This is a genomic window from Tateyamaria algicola, assembly GCF_047715485.1.
Taxonomy (GTDB): Bacteria; Pseudomonadota; Alphaproteobacteria; order Rhodobacterales; family Rhodobacteraceae; genus Tateyamaria.
In genome coordinates this window covers 1,883,384-1,900,239 of sequence record NZ_CP180422.1, presented here as the reverse complement: position 1 = coordinate 1,900,239, position 16,856 = coordinate 1,883,384, and the positions used below count along the sequence as shown (strand labels likewise).

Sequence of the window (16,856 nt, the reverse complement as noted above, 5' to 3'; positions counted from 1 at the left end):
CTCATCGGATGAAATTCACAAAGGTGAGATCGGACATGCGTGCGGTGACGGTGTACAGGCTTTGTAATTGAAATTGGACTGCCTCCAGTTCGGTAGCGGTTTCATAGGGATCGGCTTGCAACAAAGCGCCCTTTGCGTAGAGCAAGGCGGTTTCTTCGGTTGCGTTGCGCGTCTCCAACTCATCGATCCTGGCTTGTGCCGAGCCGACATTCGCGCGGGTCGCGGTCAAGTCGGCCTGCGCTCTGAACACCTCTGCGCCAGTGTCCTGAAACAAGTCTCGTCGCGCTTCTGCGCTGAGCCCGAAACTGGAGTCGCTGGCGATGGCCGCAATGGCCACGTTTTTCAGAATGTCGCGAAACACCTTGTCATCTGCGGTCAACTGAACAGACACACTCTCCCCATTGCCGAGCCGGAATGGAGCGATGTCATTGTCCGACCCTCCATACGCCGTTGCTGAAAAACCTGCGGGATCGTCGAACCATTGATCAGCGGCGGCGACGATGTCCTCAGGGGTAAGTGCGCCGGCGGTCGCGGCCCGCAAACCAGCCAGGATCACATCTGCACCTGCCAAGGGGCTTTGATCCGATGCGTTGCCAGCAAACAGGGATCGCCCGCCACTGCTTGCATTCAAGGTGCTGACAATGGCCGCCAGTTCAGTTTCGGCATCTTGCGACATCTGATCAATGACCGGTCCGACACCGCTCGACGACACGGAAATCAAGGCCGCGCCCACCGTCGCGACGCTGGCATCCACACGCTCCAGAGAAATCTGGACACCGTCGGCGAACTGCTTGGCCTCGGTCGTCGCGACGCGAAAGCCCGAGAGCGTTTTGAGATCGCTTTCGATGTCCGTCAGATAGCTGACATTACCTGCAAGAACAGACTTGATGTCACTGACCTGCCCCGTGGCCAGTTCTTCATTCAGGCGTGTCATCTCGGCCTTGAGGGCCGCGCCGCGCCGTTGCAGCATGAAGGTCTGCGCCAAGTCGCCGAGTGAAAAGCTGCTCATCTTCAGATCCTCATCAAGGTGTCGAACATCTGATCGACAGTTTCGATCACGCGGGCGTTGGCTGCATAGGCCTGCTCAATGACCATCAGGTTTTGCAATTCGACATCCGTGTCGACGCCACCCGCCAATTCAAGTTGCGTCAGCTCGTAGAATTGTGTGGATGCAAAGCTGAGCATTTGGTCTTCGCGTAAGCGATCCGAACCAAGCTGTGACGACAGGCTGGCCGTCAGATCAGTTGCAGAAAATGCAGCCGGACCAAAGGCGCCGGAGTTTGGCACACGCTGATCTGTCAGTGCATCCGCCAAGGCGTTCAGCAATGTCGCGTCGCCGGCGTTGCCCGGCGTGGATGCCCCCAGACCATCGCGCATGCGCCAGCTTTCTCCGCCTTGGTTGGGGTCGACCAGTGCGTTCAGTTCCAGTCGATTGGCGAGGCCAAGTTCTTGGGTTGCATCCAATGCCGCACCTTCGTCAGTGAACAGTCCAGGATCGCCAGGGTTCAGCGATGGATCGACTGAGGCGCTCTCAAAACGCTCGATCAGATCGCGCGCAAGCGCGTCGATCTGTGTTTGCGCTTCGGGTGCCAGTTCATCGCGGATTTCGAATTGGGCTCCCAGTGTGCCACCGTGTAACCGGCCCGACGCGGACGACGTGTTTACCTGGTATCCGTTGATGGTGAGCCCGGACAAAGTGCCGTCACCCACCGACATGTAGGGGGTGACCAGGTTGGCCGGTTCAAATCCGATTTCAGAGGCGCGCCCTTCCAAAAGGATCGAACCGCCTGTGGAGTAGAGCGCGACTGTTCCGTGGTCTCGGTCAACGACCCGTACGGGCACCATTTCGGATATCTCGTCGATCAGCAATTGTCGCTGATCCTGCAATCCGGACACATCGACACTGCGCGCGTTCGCTGCTGTAATCTTGACGTTGACCGCTTCGACAGCCTTCAACGTATCATTAAGCCGCGTGACCTGACTGGCGATGTTTCGGTCCGCATCCGATCGTGCATCCTGTATCCCATCAGCAACGGTGTTGATCGACTTGGCCAAATCGCTCGCACCGAGTGCGGCGGCGCTCAGCCGCTCGATTGCGTCAGGGCGACTGCCAGCGGTGATCAGGCTGTTTTCAAAATCCGCCAATCGGGCAGAGAGTGACCCTTGCTTGTCCGGGGTCCCTACAAGATCCTCGATCCGGTTCATGTAATTCGTGGTTGCGGATCGGTAGCCGAACTCCGAACCGGACAGGCGCCGATCGGAAATGATCTGCGCATCAACATGGCGTTGCACACCGTTGATACGCACTCCACCGAAATCTCCAGTCATGTTCGAGGATATGGAGAGGGTGCGCCGCGCATAGCCTGGCGTGCTCGCATTTGCGATGTTGTTTGAAACAAGCTCGGAGGCGCGGCTGGCGGCGCGCAGCCCGGACATTGCGGAATTCAGTGCACTTGTAATTGACATGAAACAGCCTTCCGCTTTGTCAGTGGGCTACGCGATCACGCTGATCAGCGTTTGATGTTGGTGGTTTCCTGCAGCATTTCATCCACTGTCTGGATGACCTTGGCGTTGGAGGAATAGGCCCGCTGTGTCTGAATCATCGCCGTCAATTCGCCTGCGACATCCACGGCCGACTCCTCTCGGGCATAAGACACGATGTCACCTGTTGGACCGTCACTCGCGTCCCACAGGAAGAAGCTGCCGCTTTCGGGCGAAGGCAGGTAGGTCTGTTGATCCAACGCAACCATACCGTTGGGATTTGGCAGATCCACCAGCGGAATCTGGTAGATCGTCCGGTTGATACCCGTGTCGAAGAACGCCGTGACAAAGCCGTTGGCGTCCACTTCCACATTGGTCATGTTGCCCACGGGCGAGCCGTCCTTGGAGATGGAGACCGGCGCAAAGCTGTCGGACAGTTGCGTGATACCGTCGCTGTCGCCCAGCATCCCGATATTGATTTCAAGCGGGCCGCCCTCGGCATTGATGATTATGTTGCCCGTCGCCGGATCATAGGCCCCGCCGCTGGTGGTCGTAACAGATGCCAGTGTGCCGCCGGACGTGCGGCTGTCATCGAAGGTCAGCACATATTCGCCAACCACCGCACCCCCAAGTGCCGAGTCGGTCAATTGCACCGTCCATTCATTGGATGACCCGCTGGCCGGCACGGTGGGTGTAAAGCTGATATTGATGTTTTCCGACGTGCCCAGGTTGTCGAAGTATTCAACCGACAGATACTGGATTTCCCCGGGGCTGCCCGAATCCGTGTCGGTGGCTGGCAGGTTCACCCCCAGCGACATTTTGGTGGTCGGCTCGCCGGAAAACTGGTTCACGTTGATCTGGACCGGTTCGAGCCCTGCGGACGTGTCACGCGGGAATGTTGGCACCGTTCCATCGGGCAAGGCAGGCCACCCGAGCAGGACAAGGCCGGAATCCGAGCGCAGGTACCCTTCCGCATCCGTGCGGAAAGAACCTGTCGTGGTCAGATACATCTGGTTGTTTCCGTTGTCGTTTTCGACATCGGTGGCCTGTGCGACCGGCAGCATGCCCCGCCCGCGCACGGCCAGATCGGTGGCGTTCGAGGTTGACACCAATGACCCGCTTTGGTCGATCAGGCGCGAGTTGGTCGCGCGCACGCCACCGGCCGAGTAGGACGCCGACCCCGAAGACGAAATCACCATCGAATGGAAATCCGTCTGAACACGCTTGTACCCGTATGTGGAGGAGTTCGCGATATTGTCTGAAATCGACGCAAGCCGCGTCGCGTTCGATTGTAGCCCTGCAACACCTGCGTTGAGCGACGAAGAGATGGTCATGGACACGCCTTTCTGCTGTATCAACCCGAATTGGGTCAACAGATAGGCGCGCCTGCTTAACGTCAGACTAACATATAAAATCCGACCTATTCGAGGCGGGGCATTATTCGCGCAGCAAGACGATCTCGAGCCGGTTGTTGCGGATCGCCATCGGGTTACTGACAGCGGGTTCACGATCCGAATGGCCCGTCACGCGCTTGACCCGTCGTGGCGCGACACCGGACTGTTCCAGCAACTGACGCATGACAGTCGCATGATCCATGGACATCTCCCACGTGGTGCTTTGGGCCAGAACAATGGGCTGCGCCTCTACATGGCCGCCGATGGCAATTCCGTTTTCCACGGTGCGCGCCGAATCGGCGATCAGCCGTGCGATATCCCGCAACAGGGCAGAAGGGCGATCCGTCCCAGCCTCGAACAGCGGCGTGTCATCCAGTGCAAAGACCTCGATCACCAGCCCTTCATCCGTCAGCCGCGTCGTGATGTGCTGAAGCTCATTGTCCATCACCTTGGATTCACCGCCGTGGCCAATCAGCTTCGCCTCGAGGGACTCGAACACCTCGTCCTGCGCAGCCGTGATGTCGCCCGTATCGGACATCCCCGTTTCGCCGCGCGCTTGCTGCGATTCCGTGGGGCGCTGCGACGACGCGCCGGTGCCGTTCTGTGGCAATGTCATTTCGGAAAAGACCGAGTTGCCGCCAAAGCTGCCATCCCCGCCGCCGGACACCCGGTTGATCGGGATCGTCGGCGAGAAGTAATCCGCAATCCCCTTGCGTTGCTTTTCGGTCGTTGCATTCAGCAGCCACATCAACATGAAGAAAGCCATCATAGCGGTCACGAAGTCCGCATAGGCCACCTTCCACGCACCGCCATGATGACCACCGCCACCAATGACTTTCTTGCGCTTGATGATGATAGGCCGCGCATTGGCTTGCGCGCTCATATCCCACACCTCAATTTCACCCAGGCACAGGTATATCCATGCCGTCTTACCCCGCGCTTAACAGTTAGAATTGTCCGGAACTAAACCTTGGCTTGCGCCCGGGCGGCGAACAGGCGCAGATGGACCCATGACCGCCAGCGCACATGACAGCACCTATTCCTGGATCCGGCTTGTCCTGACATTGATCATCGCCATGGTGGCCAATGTCGGCATGTGGGCGATCATCGTGATCATGCCCGCGGTCGAGGCTGAATTCGGCGTCGGCCGGGCAGAGGCCAGCCTGCCCTACACGCTGACGATGGTCGGGTTCGCGGTGGGCAACTTTGCCGTGGGCCGCGCGGTGGATCGGTGGGGCGTGACGCGCGTGCTTGTGGCCTGCGGCATCGGGATTGCGGCTGGTTATGGTCTTGCTATGGCAAGCGGGTCGATCCTGGCCCTGTCGCTGGCGCAACTGTTGATCGGTTTCGGCACCTCGGTCGGATTTGGCCCCCTGATCGCCGACATTTCGCACTGGTTCATGAAGCGGCGCGGCATCGCGATGGCCATCGTCGCCAGCGGCAACTACCTGTCCGGCGCGATCTGGCCCCGCGTGCTTGCCGACATTCTGGCCGAAGATGGATGGCGCGCCGCCTACATGGTACTGGCGCTGTCGACGCTGGTTGTGGTGATCCCCCTGGCCTTTGCCTTGCGCCGCCAAGTCTCCGAAAGCGCGCATGACATGGCCGAGGCGACCTCGATCGCCAATGCGCGCTCTGCGGGCTTGTCGCCCTTTGCCCTCGCCTGCCTTCTGGGTCTGGCCGGGGTCGGGTGCTGCGTGGCGATGTCGATGCCGCAGGTCCACATCGTGAGCTATTGCGTCGATCTGGGATACGGCCCTGCGGTGGGCGCCGAGATGCTATCGCTGATGCTTCTGGGCGGCGTCGGGTCGCGGCTGGTGTCGGGCCTGCTGGCAGATCGGTTGGGTGGGGTCAAAACCCTGCTGCTGGGGTCGGTTCTGCAAGCCATCGCTTTGGCGCTTTACCTGCCGTCAGATGCGCTGATTTCGCTCTATGTGGTCAGCCTGATCTTTGGCCTCAGCCAAGGCGGTATTGTCCCCAGCTATGCGGTGATCGTGCGGGAGTACATGCCTGCGCGCGAGGCAGGCGCGCGGGTCGGTTTTGTGCTGATGGCGACGATCATGGGCATGGCGCTGGGCGGTTGGCTGTCGGGCTGGATCTATGACGTGACGGGCAGCTACCAGATGGCATTCTGGAATGGCATTGCGTGGAATGGGCTGAACATCGCGATCATGGTCTGGCTATTGATGCGAAGCCGTCCGCGCCGGGCGATGCAACCGGCCTGAGCCGACCACCTGCGCGACCGGATGGGCCCTTAGCGCGGCTGATCCTTGTCCGGCACCATCTGGCCGGTCAGGTGATCCGTGCCACGCTCCCGCGCCAAAGCCACTTGCTTCTGCCGCTCGCGAAAGCGGGCCTTGTCCGCGTCAGACGTCTCGTGCGCGCAGTGATGGCAGGCCACGCCCTGTTCATAGTCAGGGTGATCGCGATCCGAAGGCAGGATGGGGCGACGGCACGCATGGCACAGCAGATGCGGGCCAACCTCGAGCCCGTGGCCAACACTGACCCGCCCGTCAAAGACAAAGCACTCGCCCTGCCATGTGCTGCGGTTGGCAGGCACCTCTTCGAGGTATTTCAGGATTCCGCCCTTGAGGTGATAAACATCCTCGACCCCCTGACCCAACAGGTAGTTCGTGGATTTCTCGCAGCGGATGCCGCCCGTGCAGAACATCGCCACCTTCTTGTTATGGAAGCGGTGCTTGTTTTCCTCCCACCAGGCGGGGAACTCGCCAAAGCTGGCGGTTTTCGGGTCGATGGCGCCGTCAAAGGTGCCGATTGCAACTTCGTAATCGTTGCGGGTGTCGATCACGGCCACATCCTCGCGCGTGATCAACTCGTTCCAGTCTGCGGCCTCGACATAGTGACCCGTGCGCGCGGCGGGGTCGACATTGGGCTGGCCCATGGTCACGATCTCGCGCTTGAGGCGGACCTTCATCTTGCCGAAGGGGGCGTGGGGCTGTGGCTTTCCTTCCACTCCAGATCGGCGCAGCCGGGCAGGGCACGGATATGGGCCAGCACCGCGTCGATGCCAGCGCGCGGTCCCGCAATGGTCCCGTTGATCCCCTCGGGGGCCAGCAACAGCGATCCCTTGACGTCATTGGTGCAGCACAGCTGCGCCAGCGGGCCCTTGAGGGCCGCGGGATCGTCAAAGCGGGTGAAGTGATAGAGGGCTGCAATGGTGAACATGGCCGCGAGATAGGCGATGGGGGTGCCCTTGTGCAAGGGGGCGGCGGGGTGCGATGTTGGGGCAAGGACATCGAGGAGAGCCGAGCCATGACCCACGCCCTGATCGTGATCGACGTGCAAAACGACTTTTGCCCAGGGGGCGCGTTGGCGGTGCCGGGCGGGGACGAGATCGTGGCTGGCATCAACGCGCTGATGGGCGAGGCCGAGGCTGTGGTGCTGACGCAAGACTGGCACCCGGGCGGGCATGCCTCGTTCGCATCCTCGCATGACGGCCGTGGACCTTACGAGATGATCGACATGCCATACGGCAGCCAGGTGCTGTGGCCGGATCACTGCGTACAAGGGACACAAGGCGCGCAGTTCCACAAAGGTCTGAACGCGGACCGCGCCGACATGATCGTGCGCAAGGGCTATCGGCCCGCCATCGACAGCTATTCCGCCTTTTTCGAGAACGATCAAACGACGCCCACCGGGTTGGACGGGTATCTGCGCACACGCGGGATCACGGCGCTGACGCTGGTGGGTTTGGCCACGGATTTCTGCGTGAATTTTTCGGCGGTGGATGCGGCCAAGCTGGGGTTTGATGTCACGGTGCAGATGAATTTGTGCCGGGCGATTGATCTTGACGGGTCGCTGGCGGCAGCGCGTGACGGGATGGTCAGCGCAGGCGTGACGCTCACGTGATCCGACACGGATCACGGCGAAACCCTGACACAGGGTTTGGGTCGCGCGGGTTTCCGCGTCGGAAACCAGCCGGAGACTGTGTCAGTCTCCGCCCCGCTTGCAGGTTGCCCCGCACCTGAGGCACAAAGCACCAAGCCAGCTAAGGAAATCAGTCATGGTCGATATTGCCACCCGCGTGTGGAACCACAAATGGAAGATCGACCCGATTGTACGGTCCCTCATCGACACGGATTTCTACAAACTGCTCATGTGCCAATCCGTGTTCCGCAACAAGCCGGATACGCAGGTCACCTTCTCTCTGATCAACCGGTCCAAACACGTCCCCCTCGCCCACCTGATCGACGAGGGCGAGTTGCGCGAGCAGCTCGACCACATCCGCTCCCTCTCGCTCAGCCGGGGGGAAAGCACCTGGATGCGCGGCAACACCTTCTATGGCAAGCGGCAGATGTTCACGCCCGAATTCATGGACTGGTTCGAGGATCTGCGCCTGCCGCCTTACCATCTGGAACGGCGCGGCGATCAGTACGAGCTGACATTCGAGGGGTCCTGGCCCGAGGTCATGCTGTGGGAAATCCCGGCGCTGGCCGTGCTGATGGAGTTGCGCGGGCGCGCCGTGCTGAACGACATGGGCCGGTTCGAGTTGCAGGTGCTCTATGCCCGGGCCATGACCAAGCTTTGGGAAAAGATCGAGCGTTTGCGCGGCCAGGAAGGCCTCCGCCTTGCGGATTTCGGCACCCGGCGGCGCCATTCCTTCCTGTGGCAGGACTGGTGCGTGCAGGCCATGGGTGAGGGGCTCGAAGGGGCCTTTGCCGGGACCTCGAACTGCCTGATTGCCAAGAACCGCGACCTCGAGGCCATCGGCACCAATGCCCACGAATTGCCCATGGTCTATTCCGCGCTGGCCCAAGATGACGCGGCCCTGGCACGCGCACCCTATGACGTGCTCAGCGACTGGCACGATGAACATGACGGCAACCTGCGCATCATCCTGCCCGACACCTATGGCACGCAAGGTTTCCTCGACAATGCACCGGACTGGCTGGCCGGGTGGACCGGCATTCGCATCGACAGCGGTGACCCGGCCACAGGGGCCGAGATCGCGATCAAGTGGTGGCAGCAGCGCGGCGAAGACCCGCGTGAAAAGCTGGTGATTTTCTCAGACGGGCTAGATGCGGGCAAGATCATCGAATTGCATCAGCAATTTGCGGGCCGGGTAAAGGTGTCATTCGGCTGGGGCACGATGCTGACCAATGACTTCAAAGGGCTGACCAAGGACGACCGCCTTGCGCCGTTCTCGCTGGTCTGCAAGGCGGTGTCGGCCAATGGGCAGCCCACGGTCAAACTGTCGGACAATCCGAACAAGGCGATGGGGCCGGAGCCGGAAATCGCGCGGTACAAGCGGGTCTTTGGTGTGGGGGAACAGGCCGCGCTGGACGTCGTTGTCTGAGACCTGCGGTTGAATTTGCGCGACATCGCCGGGTTGTTTCCATTTTTTCGACAATTGCCCAATATCGACCACATTTGATCCGTAACTGCCCCTGAAACAGCTAAACACCAAGACAACGGGCAGAACACATGGCGCATTCTTCTTTCATCACTTCGGCACTTCTGGTGGCGACTTTGGGCGGATGCGCCCTTGGCACGCAGCACGCCACGCGGCTGGATGCACCTATGCTGGCGGTACAGCAACAGGATGTGGATGCAGCAGAAATTGCAGATCAGGCAGAGGCCTTGAATCGCATGGCGGCTGACCTTGTGCGCCGTTCGACCATAAAAGGCGCAGCAACGGGGGCGTTGGTTGGCTGTGGGCTGGTCGTCGTGTCGTCCAGCAATGGCAAGAATTGCGTGGCCGCTGCCGCGGCGGGCGGTCTGGCAGGGGCTGCAATTGGCCGGGCCAAGGGCGAACGCGAGGTCGCAGCACGGGTCGAACTGGTGTCGGCAAACGCACTGGTGCGCAGCATTCGCGGCATGAACGGGCAGATGGAGGCGCTGGATTTGTCCCTGCCCGAACTGCTGGCTGAGCAGGACGCTGAACTGGCAGACCTCAAGATGCGGCAGGACACGGGCGCGATTTCACCCGATGAATACGAAGCTGGCGTAGAAGCCATCCGCCAGAGCCGCGCCCAGATCGCAGAGGCGTTGACCAGCACCATCACGCGGGCCGAAACCGCCCACGGCAATCTGCAAGAGGCCTCGCAGCGCGGTCAGACCGGCCTCGACTGGCACCTTGGCGCAACGTCAAAGCTGTCGCGCGAGGCGACATCGGCGCGCTCCACGATCTCGCTGCTTTAGGCTAACAGCGCCTGTTTGCGCCGCCGTTCGCGCCAGATGATCATCAACCCGCCCGCCGAGATCAGCAACGCGCCGGGGAACAGCGCATCCCACGGCGCTTCGCCAAAGAACATCCAGCCGAGCACAAAGGCCAGCGGGATGCCGAAATAGCTGAACGGGGCGAGGTTGCTGGGTTCGGTCATGCGGTAGCTGACCACCAACAGAAGCACCGCCGTGCCGCCAAACCCGCCCATCGCGACGATCCAGCCCAAGTCGGCCCAGCTGTGGATAGGGGTAAACCCACCAAAGGCCAGCGCGATCAGAAAGGCCCCCACCAACGCGGCCATCGAAGAATAAAGATTGACCAGCGGACTGGGAACGTCGTCGTCCATCATGCGGGCCTGCACCGTGACAAGGCCATAAAGAGATGCAGCAGCAAGCGGCAACAAGGCTGTCGTGTCAAAGGCATCCGACCCGGGCTGCATCACCATGATCACACCGACGAAGCCGATAATGACCGCGCCCCACCGTACCCAGCCGACCCGCTCGCCCAGCAGAGGGACTGACAGGGCGGTGATGAACAATGCGTTGGCATAGGTGATGGTCGAGGCGGTGGCAAAGGCCATCTGGCCCAGCGATAGATAGAAACACAGCTGTGCCAGGGTCACGACCGCACCGCGTGCCAGGCCAAGCTTCCACTGGCGGATGCGCAGGGGCCGCCCGGCTGTATGCCAGCTGCGCGACAAGGACAGGGCGATCAGGGCCGGAATGATGCCAAACAGATTGCGCCAGGCCGACAGCTCGGCAGCGGTATAATTGGCCGACAGATGCTTGATCACCAACCCCATCGCGTCAAATAGGGTCAGCGCCATCAGGCTGAGAAGGATGGCAAGGCCGGGGCGGTCGGTGGGGCGCATGATGTCCTGAAAGGGATGGCGGGCAATATCGCCCACCCTACGGTGTTTGAGGGCACTGTCACGCAGCCATTGCCAAACAGATGGCGAGACCAATCTTGAGAGGAACATGCAAATTGTCCCTTATTCCCGAACAATTGCCCCACCAGCGCCACAATCGGGGATCATATTGTGATCAATACAAGTCAAATCAGATGTATTGGACAGAATAGTGAAACGTATTTTTTTGACCGCAACCCTTGTCGCAGCCAGCATAGTCGCGGCCTGTGGCGGCCAGTCCCACAGCGTGACGCGGGCGCATACCGCACCGTTGAGCGTTGGATTTCAAGCGCCGCAATATGACGACACGACTTCGGCCCGGTCGGCCATCGACCTCTTGTCGCTCAGCTAATCCGTCGGGTCGACGCGGCCACGCATGGCCTTGACCTCGCCCCGAACCTTTTTCGCCTTCAGCCTACGCTTTTTAGATCCCAGCGTCGGCCGTGTCGCTATCCGCCGTTTGGGCGCGACCAGCGCCTTGCGGATCAGATCAACCAGCCGCTGACGCGCAATCTCTCGGTTGCGTGCCTGGCTGCGGGTCTCATCACATTGAATGATCAGCGCGCCCTCGAGGGTCCAGCGCCGCCCGGCCAGCCGCTTGAGCCGGGTCTTGACCGGACCGGGCAAAGACGGTGAGCGCGCCGCCTCGAAGCGCAATTCGACTGCCGTAGCAACCTTGTTCACGTTCTGCCCGCCGGGGCCCGAGGCGCGCACGAATTGCTCGCTCAGCTCCCAGTCCTGGATCGTGATGTCGTCATTGACCTGCAGCATGATCCTTCCATCCCACGGAACCTGTTCCGGTGGAAGTGCGTTGATCCCGTGAACTGCAAAAATCATGGAGAATGACGATGTTGAAGACACAAGGCATTACCCAGATCGCAACGGACCGCGCAGATTTGTACGCGTTCCGCCTCACCGGAAAAATCACTGACGACGCCATGGAGGACATGGCCGAGTACATGAACACAGCCTTCGATGCCCACCATGACAAGATCGACATGCTGATGATCTTTGACAGGTTTGAAGGGTCCGAATTCGGCGCAAGCTGGGACTGGGATGTGATCAAAAGCCGGTTCAAGGCACTTAGCAACGTGGATCGCTATGTGGTGGTCGGCGCACCGGACAGGGCGGACAAGATGATCGCGCTCATGGACAGAATACTGCCAGTGAACGCAGAGACATTCGAAGATGAGGCAGCGGCGTGGCAGGCGCTGGGGGCCAAAGCGATCGCGGCCTGATTTCCATTATCCTGAGTCACCAAAAAAGGGCCGCCTAATCAGGCGGCCCTTCTCGAAATGTTTCGGAGGTTGCGTCGGTTAGATCATCCGACCAACTTGGCGGCCCTCGCCGCGTGGGGTTGCCCTAGCGGGCGGCCTCCCAAGCTGTTCCGACACCTCGCTCCAATACCTTTCTTGACACTGGATCACCTCCTTTTCATTTGTTGAACTCACCCTCAGCTTTGCACAGCCGGGACAAAAGTCAACGCATTTCCGCCGGAGTCCCTGCGCGTGCGGTCACCCACCGGAAAGGTGCCAATGCAATAAGCGCCAGCGTGAGTTTCACGGCCCAGTCGGCAATGGCGAGCGACACCCAGAGCGGTGCGGCGGGGCCAAAGCCCAGGATCGGCAGGATTTCACCGGCCCAGGACACGTCATTGCCCGGCTCGATAAAGGCGAGCGAGGCCGAAAAGGCGATGGAGAAGAACAGCGCGGTGTCCACCGTGCTGCCCACAATGGTCGAGACCAGGGGCGCCTTCCACCACGCGCCTTTGCGCAGGGCGGCAAAGATGCCCACGTCGAGCAGTTGTGCCGTCAGGAACGCAAGGCCCGAGCCGATGGCGATGCGGAAGGTGACCAGAGGGCCGAATTCACCCATGATCTGTGTGCCCACGAGGCTACAGAACACGCCCACGATAAAGCCGACAAAGACGACCGTGCGGGCCGGACCTGCGCCATAGACGCGGTTCATGATGTCCGTCACCAAGAAGGCCAGCGGATAGGTGAACGCCCCCCATGTCAGCCAGTTGCCGAACAGGTATTGGACGAGGATGTTGGAGGCCACAACGATGATGGCCATGGCAATGATGCCGGGAAGGTGCGCGCGTGTCATAATATGTGCCCGTTTTTGCAAGGTTGCGGCGACTTGGCCCAGCGGGATGCCGGACGCGCGGGTCTTAGTCGCAGGTTTTGCCCGGCGCAAGCGTTTCCGTGAGGGCGTATTCTACGATTTCGGTGCGCTGGACGGACAGAAAGTTGTTGTCGGACACCATACTGAGGCAGGTCGCGCCGCTGCCGGATTGCCAGATCGCGAGTCCTTCGAGGTTGTCATGCTGGCCCGCCCGGGTTTTCAACAGCGTTTGCGCGGGCGCCTCCCAGTTATTCGGGTCAAGCGTGCGGATACGGCTGCGGAACCCCAGCGGCGTAAACGCCCGCTCAAGAACAAAAAGCCGACCATCAGGCCCGATATCTGCCCCCGCGGGCAGGAACGGGCCGATGCGGGGCAGGCGTGCGGGTACGTCCCACTGGCCGTTTTGGAAGCGGTAGACGGGAAAGGCGCGCGCCACGTCGCCCGAGCGTTCGGGAAGAGTGTAAAGCGTCCCATCGGCATCCGCCGCCAGCGCCTCGAGCGAGCCATTGGGATGGTAGGTGGCGAAGTCCGGGTGCGAGGGCAGCGTGGTGCCGTCTTGTGCGACGACTTCGGCCGGTCCCTCGTAGCTGAAAAACAGCTGATCACCGGCATAGGCCAGCCCCTCGCTGTCGCGATGCGGCTGCGGCTGGGCGGCGGTTGTGATGGTCACGCTCTCCGCCTCGCGATCCAGAACGAGGGCAAAGGCCTGCCCCCTGTCCGAAAGCACAATGGCACGGTCGGGGCCGCGCATCTCGATCGCGGACAAACCACCAAAACCTGCCAGCCCAGACGCCAGCGGGATCGTCCGCACATGGGTAAGCGGATCGGCGCTGGCACCAGTGGCGGCGAGGATCAGCGCGAGGCCAGGACGCCAGCGCATTGTTGCGGCAGGTCGGCCACGCGCAATTCGCGGCGAGGCTTGGCGGCAGGCGCGTTCGGATCGCGCGGCTTGGGCGGTGGCGGGTTGAGGATGTTGTTCACCCACTCTTGCGCATCAGCGCAGCCATCGCCGGGGGCGGGGCCGCCTGATCGACACAGCCGCGCGCACCGCGCGGGCAGTTCAGCCGCACATGGAAGTGATAGTGATGCCCCCACCAGGGCCGCACCTTGCGCAGCCACGACCGGTCGCCCTTGGCGTCCTTGCACATCTGCACCTTGGCGCCGGGAAAGACAAAAATACGCGCAGTACGATTGTCCGAGGCCGCGGCCTTGATGATCTCGTGATGCGCGCGCGTCCAGTTGGAATTGGTGTAGGCCCCGTTCGACCGACGAGTCGAGATTGACGAGATGCTCTCGCGCTCGGCCGCAGACAGGGTCAGGTTGCGCGCGGGCAGCATCCAGATGTCGGCATCGAGCCCGATCTGGTGGCTGCGATGGCCGGTCAGCATGGGCCCGCCCCGCGGCTGGCTCATGTCCCCGACATAAAGGCCCGCCCAGCCCGGCTGCGCGGCCGCCTTGCGGGACAGGTCCTGCACGTAATCCACCAGCTCGGGGTGCCCCCAGTTGCGGTTGCGCGACAGGCGCATCGCCTGCCATGTGGGGCCGGTTTCGGCCAGTTGCGCGCCCCCGGCCAGACATCCCTTGGCGTAGCTGCCCAGCGGCAGTGCGTTCTGCGCCGAGGCGCGGCGCTTGGCCCCGAACTGCCCCTTGGCGATGTTTTGCAGGGTCGCCGGATCCACATCCGGGGTCGGGGTGCCGTCAATATCCGTGCCCGCACCTCCGGCGCAGGCACATAGAAGCAGGGAAAAGATCAGGGCAAGGGAACGTCGGATTTTGACCATGTGGCGTGGTCTCCTTCGGGGTTCACATAACGCAACAGGAAGAGGCCGAGAACAAAGAGCGCGATGACAGGAATGTAACCCAATTGGGCATTGCCTGTCAGCGTGGAAAATAGACCGATGAGGAACGGGGCCAGAAAGGCGGTCGCCTTGCCCGAGAGCGCAAAGAGCCCAAAGGCTTCGGTGGGCCGTTCGGGATGGGTGTGGCGCACCATCATGGACCGGGACGCCGAATAGATCGCGCCGCCCGCACCACCAATGGCCGCGCCGCAAACATAGAACACGATGTCAGGCAGGGCAGAGCCTTCGGGGATGGCGACCACGCCAAACAGCGTTTCCCGGTTCATGCCAACGATGACGATGCAGACCGCGATCAGCACATAGCAGCACACCTTGATCACAGGCTTCGGGCCAAGGCGCGCGTCGAAAATGCCGCCCACTTGCGTGGCCACGGCCGCCGTGATTGCCCCGACGATGCCAAAGACACCGATCTGGATGATGCTCCACCCCAGCACCAGCGTGGCATAGACACCGCCTGCGGAGTAAAGCGCGTTCAGCGCATCGCGGTAGAACATGGACGAGATGAGAAAGTTGAGCAGCGAGCGGCGCTTGACCGCCCCGCGCAGGGATTGCTTGAGGTCGCGCATCGCGTCTGACACGCCGCCCGTGCGGTTGGCCTGCCGCGGTTCGCGCACCCACAGGAAAAACGGGATCATGAAGAGGATGAACCAGGCCGCAATGAACGGGCCGACGGATCGTGTCCCCTCGCGCTCGCCTGCGTTCAGACCGAACAGGGGATCAAGGCCGATCAGGGTCTTGCCCGTGTCATTCTCGGCCAAGAGCAGCAGCATGATGAACAGCGATGTCACCCCGCCCCAATAGCCGATGGCGGCCCCGTTGCCGGAAATGCGCCCGATCTCGTCCTTGGTGCCCAGCGACGGCAGGATCGCGTTGACAAAGATCAGCATGAATTCGGCTGCAATCAGCGCCACGTTGAAGGCGATGAGGATCAGGAACAGGGTGGAGGCATCCGGCAGCGCCCACCACAGCGCCCATGTCATGGCGGCATAGAGGATGGCAAAGCCCCAGATCCACGGCATCCGCCGCCCGGTGCTGTCCGCATAAGCCCCGATCAGCGGGGCGGTAAAGGCGATGAACAACCCCGCGATGGTCTGACCCCAGAACCACAACGCCTGAGAGGACGCCGCCGCTGCCTCCGCATTGTCCGTCTGCCCCTCGAAATAACCCATCGAGACGGCAGCGAAATAGGGCCCGAACACAAAGGTCAGGCCAAGCGTGTAAAAGGGCTGCGTCGCCCAATCAAAGGACATCCAGCCCCAGATACGTTTCTGCAAGCTCACGCCTGCCGTGCCCGCAATGTCCATTCCCGATCCCGTCTTTTTTTGTTGTCGGGACCAAAGCAGGCCATGGGCGGCGTGGCAAGGAAAGGTTTGTCCGCTCAGGCGTCGGCGATGTGGGCCAGCACGAAGGCAAGGCGGTCTTGCACCGGCACCTTGGGCAGCAGGACGGCGTAGTAGCCCAAAGTGGTGAGGGCCGTTGTCAGCCGGTCATACTCTTCCGTCGCGGCGCGCAGGTCGTGGCGCCGCTGAGCGTCCTGCCGGTAGATGTCCGGCCAGGGCGGGGCGAGGAAGACGGTTCTGTCATAGGGCCGCGTTGCGCCCAGCGTCTGCGCAATCGGCGCACCACCACTGTGGGCCAACGCAACGGCGGCATCAATCAGGCCGCGATCGAAAAAGGTGATGTCTGCGCGCACCTTCTCCAGATCGGCGCGGGCCATCTCGACCGCGCGGCGCGCAAAGGCGGCGGGATCAACCCAGGGCAGCGCGCGGCCCTCGGCCACGATGCGCCGCCCCGGTTCAGGGACAGTCGCGTAGCCTTGTTCAGCGAGGGCGTCGATCAGGGTGGACTTGCCGCCACCCGAACAGCCGGTGATCAGGATACGGCGGGGCATGAACCCCACA

The 16,856-nt window shown here is 61.7% G+C and carries 16 protein-coding genes and 2 pseudogenes; 6 read left to right on the top strand and 12 right to left on the bottom strand.

The window, feature by feature from the left end:
* Position 1: 1 nt before the first annotated feature.
* From ACMHLQ_RS11775 to ACMHLQ_RS11760, 4 genes are all read right to left on the bottom strand, one after another.
* Positions 2-1,009, bottom strand: coding sequence for a flagellin (locus ACMHLQ_RS11775; RefSeq protein ID WP_415404993.1), 1,008 nt, complete (start codon positions 1,007-1,009; stop codon positions 2-4).
* 2 nt (positions 1,010-1,011) lie between these two features.
* The gene (gene flgK / locus ACMHLQ_RS11770) at positions 1,012-2,466 is read right to left on the bottom strand and encodes a flagellar hook-associated protein FlgK (RefSeq protein ID WP_415404992.1); all 1,455 of its coding nucleotides are present in this window, start codon (positions 2,464-2,466) and stop codon (positions 1,012-1,014) included.
* A 44-nt stretch (positions 2,467-2,510) separates the two neighbouring features.
* Complete coding sequence (locus ACMHLQ_RS11765) at positions 2,511-3,815, bottom strand: flagellar hook protein FlgE (protein WP_415404991.1); 1,305 nt, start codon at positions 3,813-3,815, stop codon at positions 2,511-2,513.
* Between the two features lie 103 nt (positions 3,816-3,918).
* Entirely contained in the window at positions 3,919-4,758 is an 840-nt protein-coding gene (locus ACMHLQ_RS11760) for a flagellar motor protein MotB (RefSeq protein WP_415404990.1), read from the bottom strand.
* A 127-nt stretch (positions 4,759-4,885) separates the two neighbouring features.
* On the opposite strand from ACMHLQ_RS11760, the gene ACMHLQ_RS11755 reads away from it, so the two are divergent.
* Positions 4,886-6,100 (top strand): MFS transporter, encoded by a 1,215-nt coding sequence (locus tag ACMHLQ_RS11755; protein WP_415404988.1) that lies wholly within the window; start codon positions 4,886-4,888, stop codon positions 6,098-6,100.
* Between the two features lie 29 nt (positions 6,101-6,129).
* Here ACMHLQ_RS11755 and ACMHLQ_RS11750 read toward each other — a convergent pair.
* A pseudogene (locus ACMHLQ_RS11750) lies at positions 6,130-7,061 on the bottom strand (rhodanese-related sulfurtransferase).
* 87 nt (positions 7,062-7,148) lie between these two features.
* Here ACMHLQ_RS11750 and pncA point away from each other — a divergent pair.
* The 3 genes from pncA to ACMHLQ_RS11735 all read left to right on the top strand — a co-directional run bounded on the left by pncA (position 7,149) and on the right by ACMHLQ_RS11735 (position 10,037).
* Entirely contained in the window at positions 7,149-7,745 is a 597-nt protein-coding gene (gene pncA / locus ACMHLQ_RS11745) for a bifunctional nicotinamidase/pyrazinamidase (protein ID WP_415404987.1), read from the top strand.
* A gap of 154 nt (positions 7,746-7,899) precedes the next feature.
* Positions 7,900-9,192: a nicotinate phosphoribosyltransferase gene (pncB, locus tag ACMHLQ_RS11740; protein ID WP_415404986.1), complete on the top strand. Its 1,293-nt coding sequence runs from the start codon at positions 7,900-7,902 to the stop codon at positions 9,190-9,192.
* Between the two features lie 128 nt (positions 9,193-9,320).
* Positions 9,321-10,037: a hypothetical protein gene (locus ACMHLQ_RS11735; RefSeq protein ID WP_415404985.1), complete on the top strand. Its 717-nt coding sequence runs from the start codon at positions 9,321-9,323 to the stop codon at positions 10,035-10,037.
* On the opposite strand, the gene ACMHLQ_RS11730 is transcribed toward ACMHLQ_RS11735, so the two are convergent.
* Entirely contained in the window at positions 10,034-11,041 is a 1,008-nt protein-coding gene (locus ACMHLQ_RS11730) for a DMT family transporter (RefSeq protein WP_415404984.1), read from the bottom strand. The genes ACMHLQ_RS11735 and ACMHLQ_RS11730 overlap by 4 nt on opposite strands.
* A gap of 100 nt (positions 11,042-11,141) precedes the next feature.
* Between ACMHLQ_RS11730 and ACMHLQ_RS11725 the strand changes: the two genes are divergently transcribed.
* Complete coding sequence (locus ACMHLQ_RS11725; protein ID WP_415404983.1) at positions 11,142-11,321, top strand: hypothetical protein; 180 nt, start codon at positions 11,142-11,144, stop codon at positions 11,319-11,321.
* Here the strand turns inward: ACMHLQ_RS11725 and arfB are convergent.
* Positions 11,318-11,740: an alternative ribosome rescue aminoacyl-tRNA hydrolase ArfB gene (gene arfB, locus ACMHLQ_RS11720; RefSeq protein WP_415404982.1), complete on the bottom strand. Its 423-nt coding sequence runs from the start codon at positions 11,738-11,740 to the stop codon at positions 11,318-11,320. The genes ACMHLQ_RS11725 and arfB overlap by 4 nt on opposite strands.
* Before the next feature lie 77 nt (positions 11,741-11,817).
* On the opposite strand from arfB, the gene ACMHLQ_RS11715 reads away from it, so the two are divergent.
* A complete protein-coding gene (locus ACMHLQ_RS11715) occupies positions 11,818-12,207 on the top strand; it encodes an STAS/SEC14 domain-containing protein (RefSeq protein WP_415404981.1) in 390 nt (129 codons plus the stop codon).
* Between the two features lie 241 nt (positions 12,208-12,448).
* Here the strand turns inward: ACMHLQ_RS11715 and ACMHLQ_RS11710 are convergent, their stop codons facing one another.
* The 5 genes and pseudogenes from ACMHLQ_RS11710 to ACMHLQ_RS11690 all read right to left on the bottom strand — a co-directional run bounded on the left by ACMHLQ_RS11710 (position 12,449) and on the right by ACMHLQ_RS11690 (position 16,846).
* Positions 12,449-13,078: a queuosine precursor transporter gene (locus tag ACMHLQ_RS11710; protein WP_415404980.1), complete on the bottom strand. Its 630-nt coding sequence runs from the start codon at positions 13,076-13,078 to the stop codon at positions 12,449-12,451.
* Positions 13,079-13,142: 64 nt separating this feature from the next.
* A complete protein-coding gene (locus tag ACMHLQ_RS11705; protein ID WP_415404979.1) occupies positions 13,143-13,976 on the bottom strand; it encodes an esterase-like activity of phytase family protein in 834 nt (277 codons plus the stop codon).
* Positions 13,949-14,877: pseudogene (gene mepA, locus ACMHLQ_RS11700) on the bottom strand (penicillin-insensitive murein endopeptidase). The gene ACMHLQ_RS11705 and the pseudogene mepA overlap by 28 nt, the downstream one beginning before the upstream one ends.
* Positions 14,847-16,259 (bottom strand): MFS transporter, encoded by a 1,413-nt coding sequence (locus ACMHLQ_RS11695; RefSeq protein WP_415404978.1) that lies wholly within the window; start codon positions 16,257-16,259, stop codon positions 14,847-14,849. Before ACMHLQ_RS11695 ends, mepA begins: the two are co-directional and overlap by 31 nt.
* Positions 16,260-16,333: 74 nt before the next feature.
* Positions 16,334-16,846, bottom strand: coding sequence for an AAA family ATPase (locus tag ACMHLQ_RS11690; RefSeq protein ID WP_415404977.1), 513 nt, complete (start codon positions 16,844-16,846; stop codon positions 16,334-16,336).
* Between the last annotated feature and the right edge of the window lie 10 nt (positions 16,847-16,856).

Excerpts from the sequence above, each read along its gene's own strand:
- ACMHLQ_RS11775 (WP_415404993.1), bottom strand. The coding sequence starts at position 1,009 with ATGAGCAGCTTTTCACTCGGCGACTTGGCGCAGACCTTCATGCTGCAA.
- flgK (WP_415404992.1), bottom strand. The coding sequence starts at position 2,466 with ATGTCAATTACAAGTGCACTGAATTCCGCAATGTCCGGGCTGCGCGCC.
- ACMHLQ_RS11765 (WP_415404991.1), bottom strand. The coding sequence starts at position 3,815 with ATGACCATCTCTTCGTCGCTCAACGCAGGTGTTGCAGGGCTACAATCG.
- ACMHLQ_RS11760 (WP_415404990.1), bottom strand. The coding sequence starts at position 4,758 with ATGAGCGCGCAAGCCAATGCGCGGCCTATCATCATCAAGCGCAAGAAA.
- ACMHLQ_RS11755 (WP_415404988.1), top strand. The coding sequence starts at position 4,886 with ATGACCGCCAGCGCACATGACAGCACCTATTCCTGGATCCGGCTTGTC.
- pncA (WP_415404987.1), top strand. The coding sequence starts at position 7,149 with ATGACCCACGCCCTGATCGTGATCGACGTGCAAAACGACTTTTGCCCA.
- pncB (WP_415404986.1), top strand. The coding sequence starts at position 7,900 with ATGGTCGATATTGCCACCCGCGTGTGGAACCACAAATGGAAGATCGAC.
- ACMHLQ_RS11735 (WP_415404985.1), top strand. The coding sequence starts at position 9,321 with ATGGCGCATTCTTCTTTCATCACTTCGGCACTTCTGGTGGCGACTTTG.
- ACMHLQ_RS11730 (WP_415404984.1), bottom strand. The coding sequence starts at position 11,041 with ATGTTCCTCTCAAGATTGGTCTCGCCATCTGTTTGGCAATGGCTGCGT.
- arfB (WP_415404982.1), bottom strand. The coding sequence starts at position 11,740 with ATGCTGCAGGTCAATGACGACATCACGATCCAGGACTGGGAGCTGAGC.
- ACMHLQ_RS11715 (WP_415404981.1), top strand. The coding sequence starts at position 11,818 with ATGTTGAAGACACAAGGCATTACCCAGATCGCAACGGACCGCGCAGAT.
- ACMHLQ_RS11710 (WP_415404980.1), bottom strand. The coding sequence starts at position 13,078 with ATGACACGCGCGCACCTTCCCGGCATCATTGCCATGGCCATCATCGTT.
- ACMHLQ_RS11705 (WP_415404979.1), bottom strand. The coding sequence starts at position 13,976 with ATGCGCTGGCGTCCTGGCCTCGCGCTGATCCTCGCCGCCACTGGTGCC.
- ACMHLQ_RS11695 (WP_415404978.1), bottom strand. The coding sequence starts at position 16,259 with ATGGACATTGCGGGCACGGCAGGCGTGAGCTTGCAGAAACGTATCTGG.
- ACMHLQ_RS11690 (WP_415404977.1), bottom strand. The coding sequence starts at position 16,846 with ATGCCCCGCCGTATCCTGATCACCGGCTGTTCGGGTGGCGGCAAGTCC.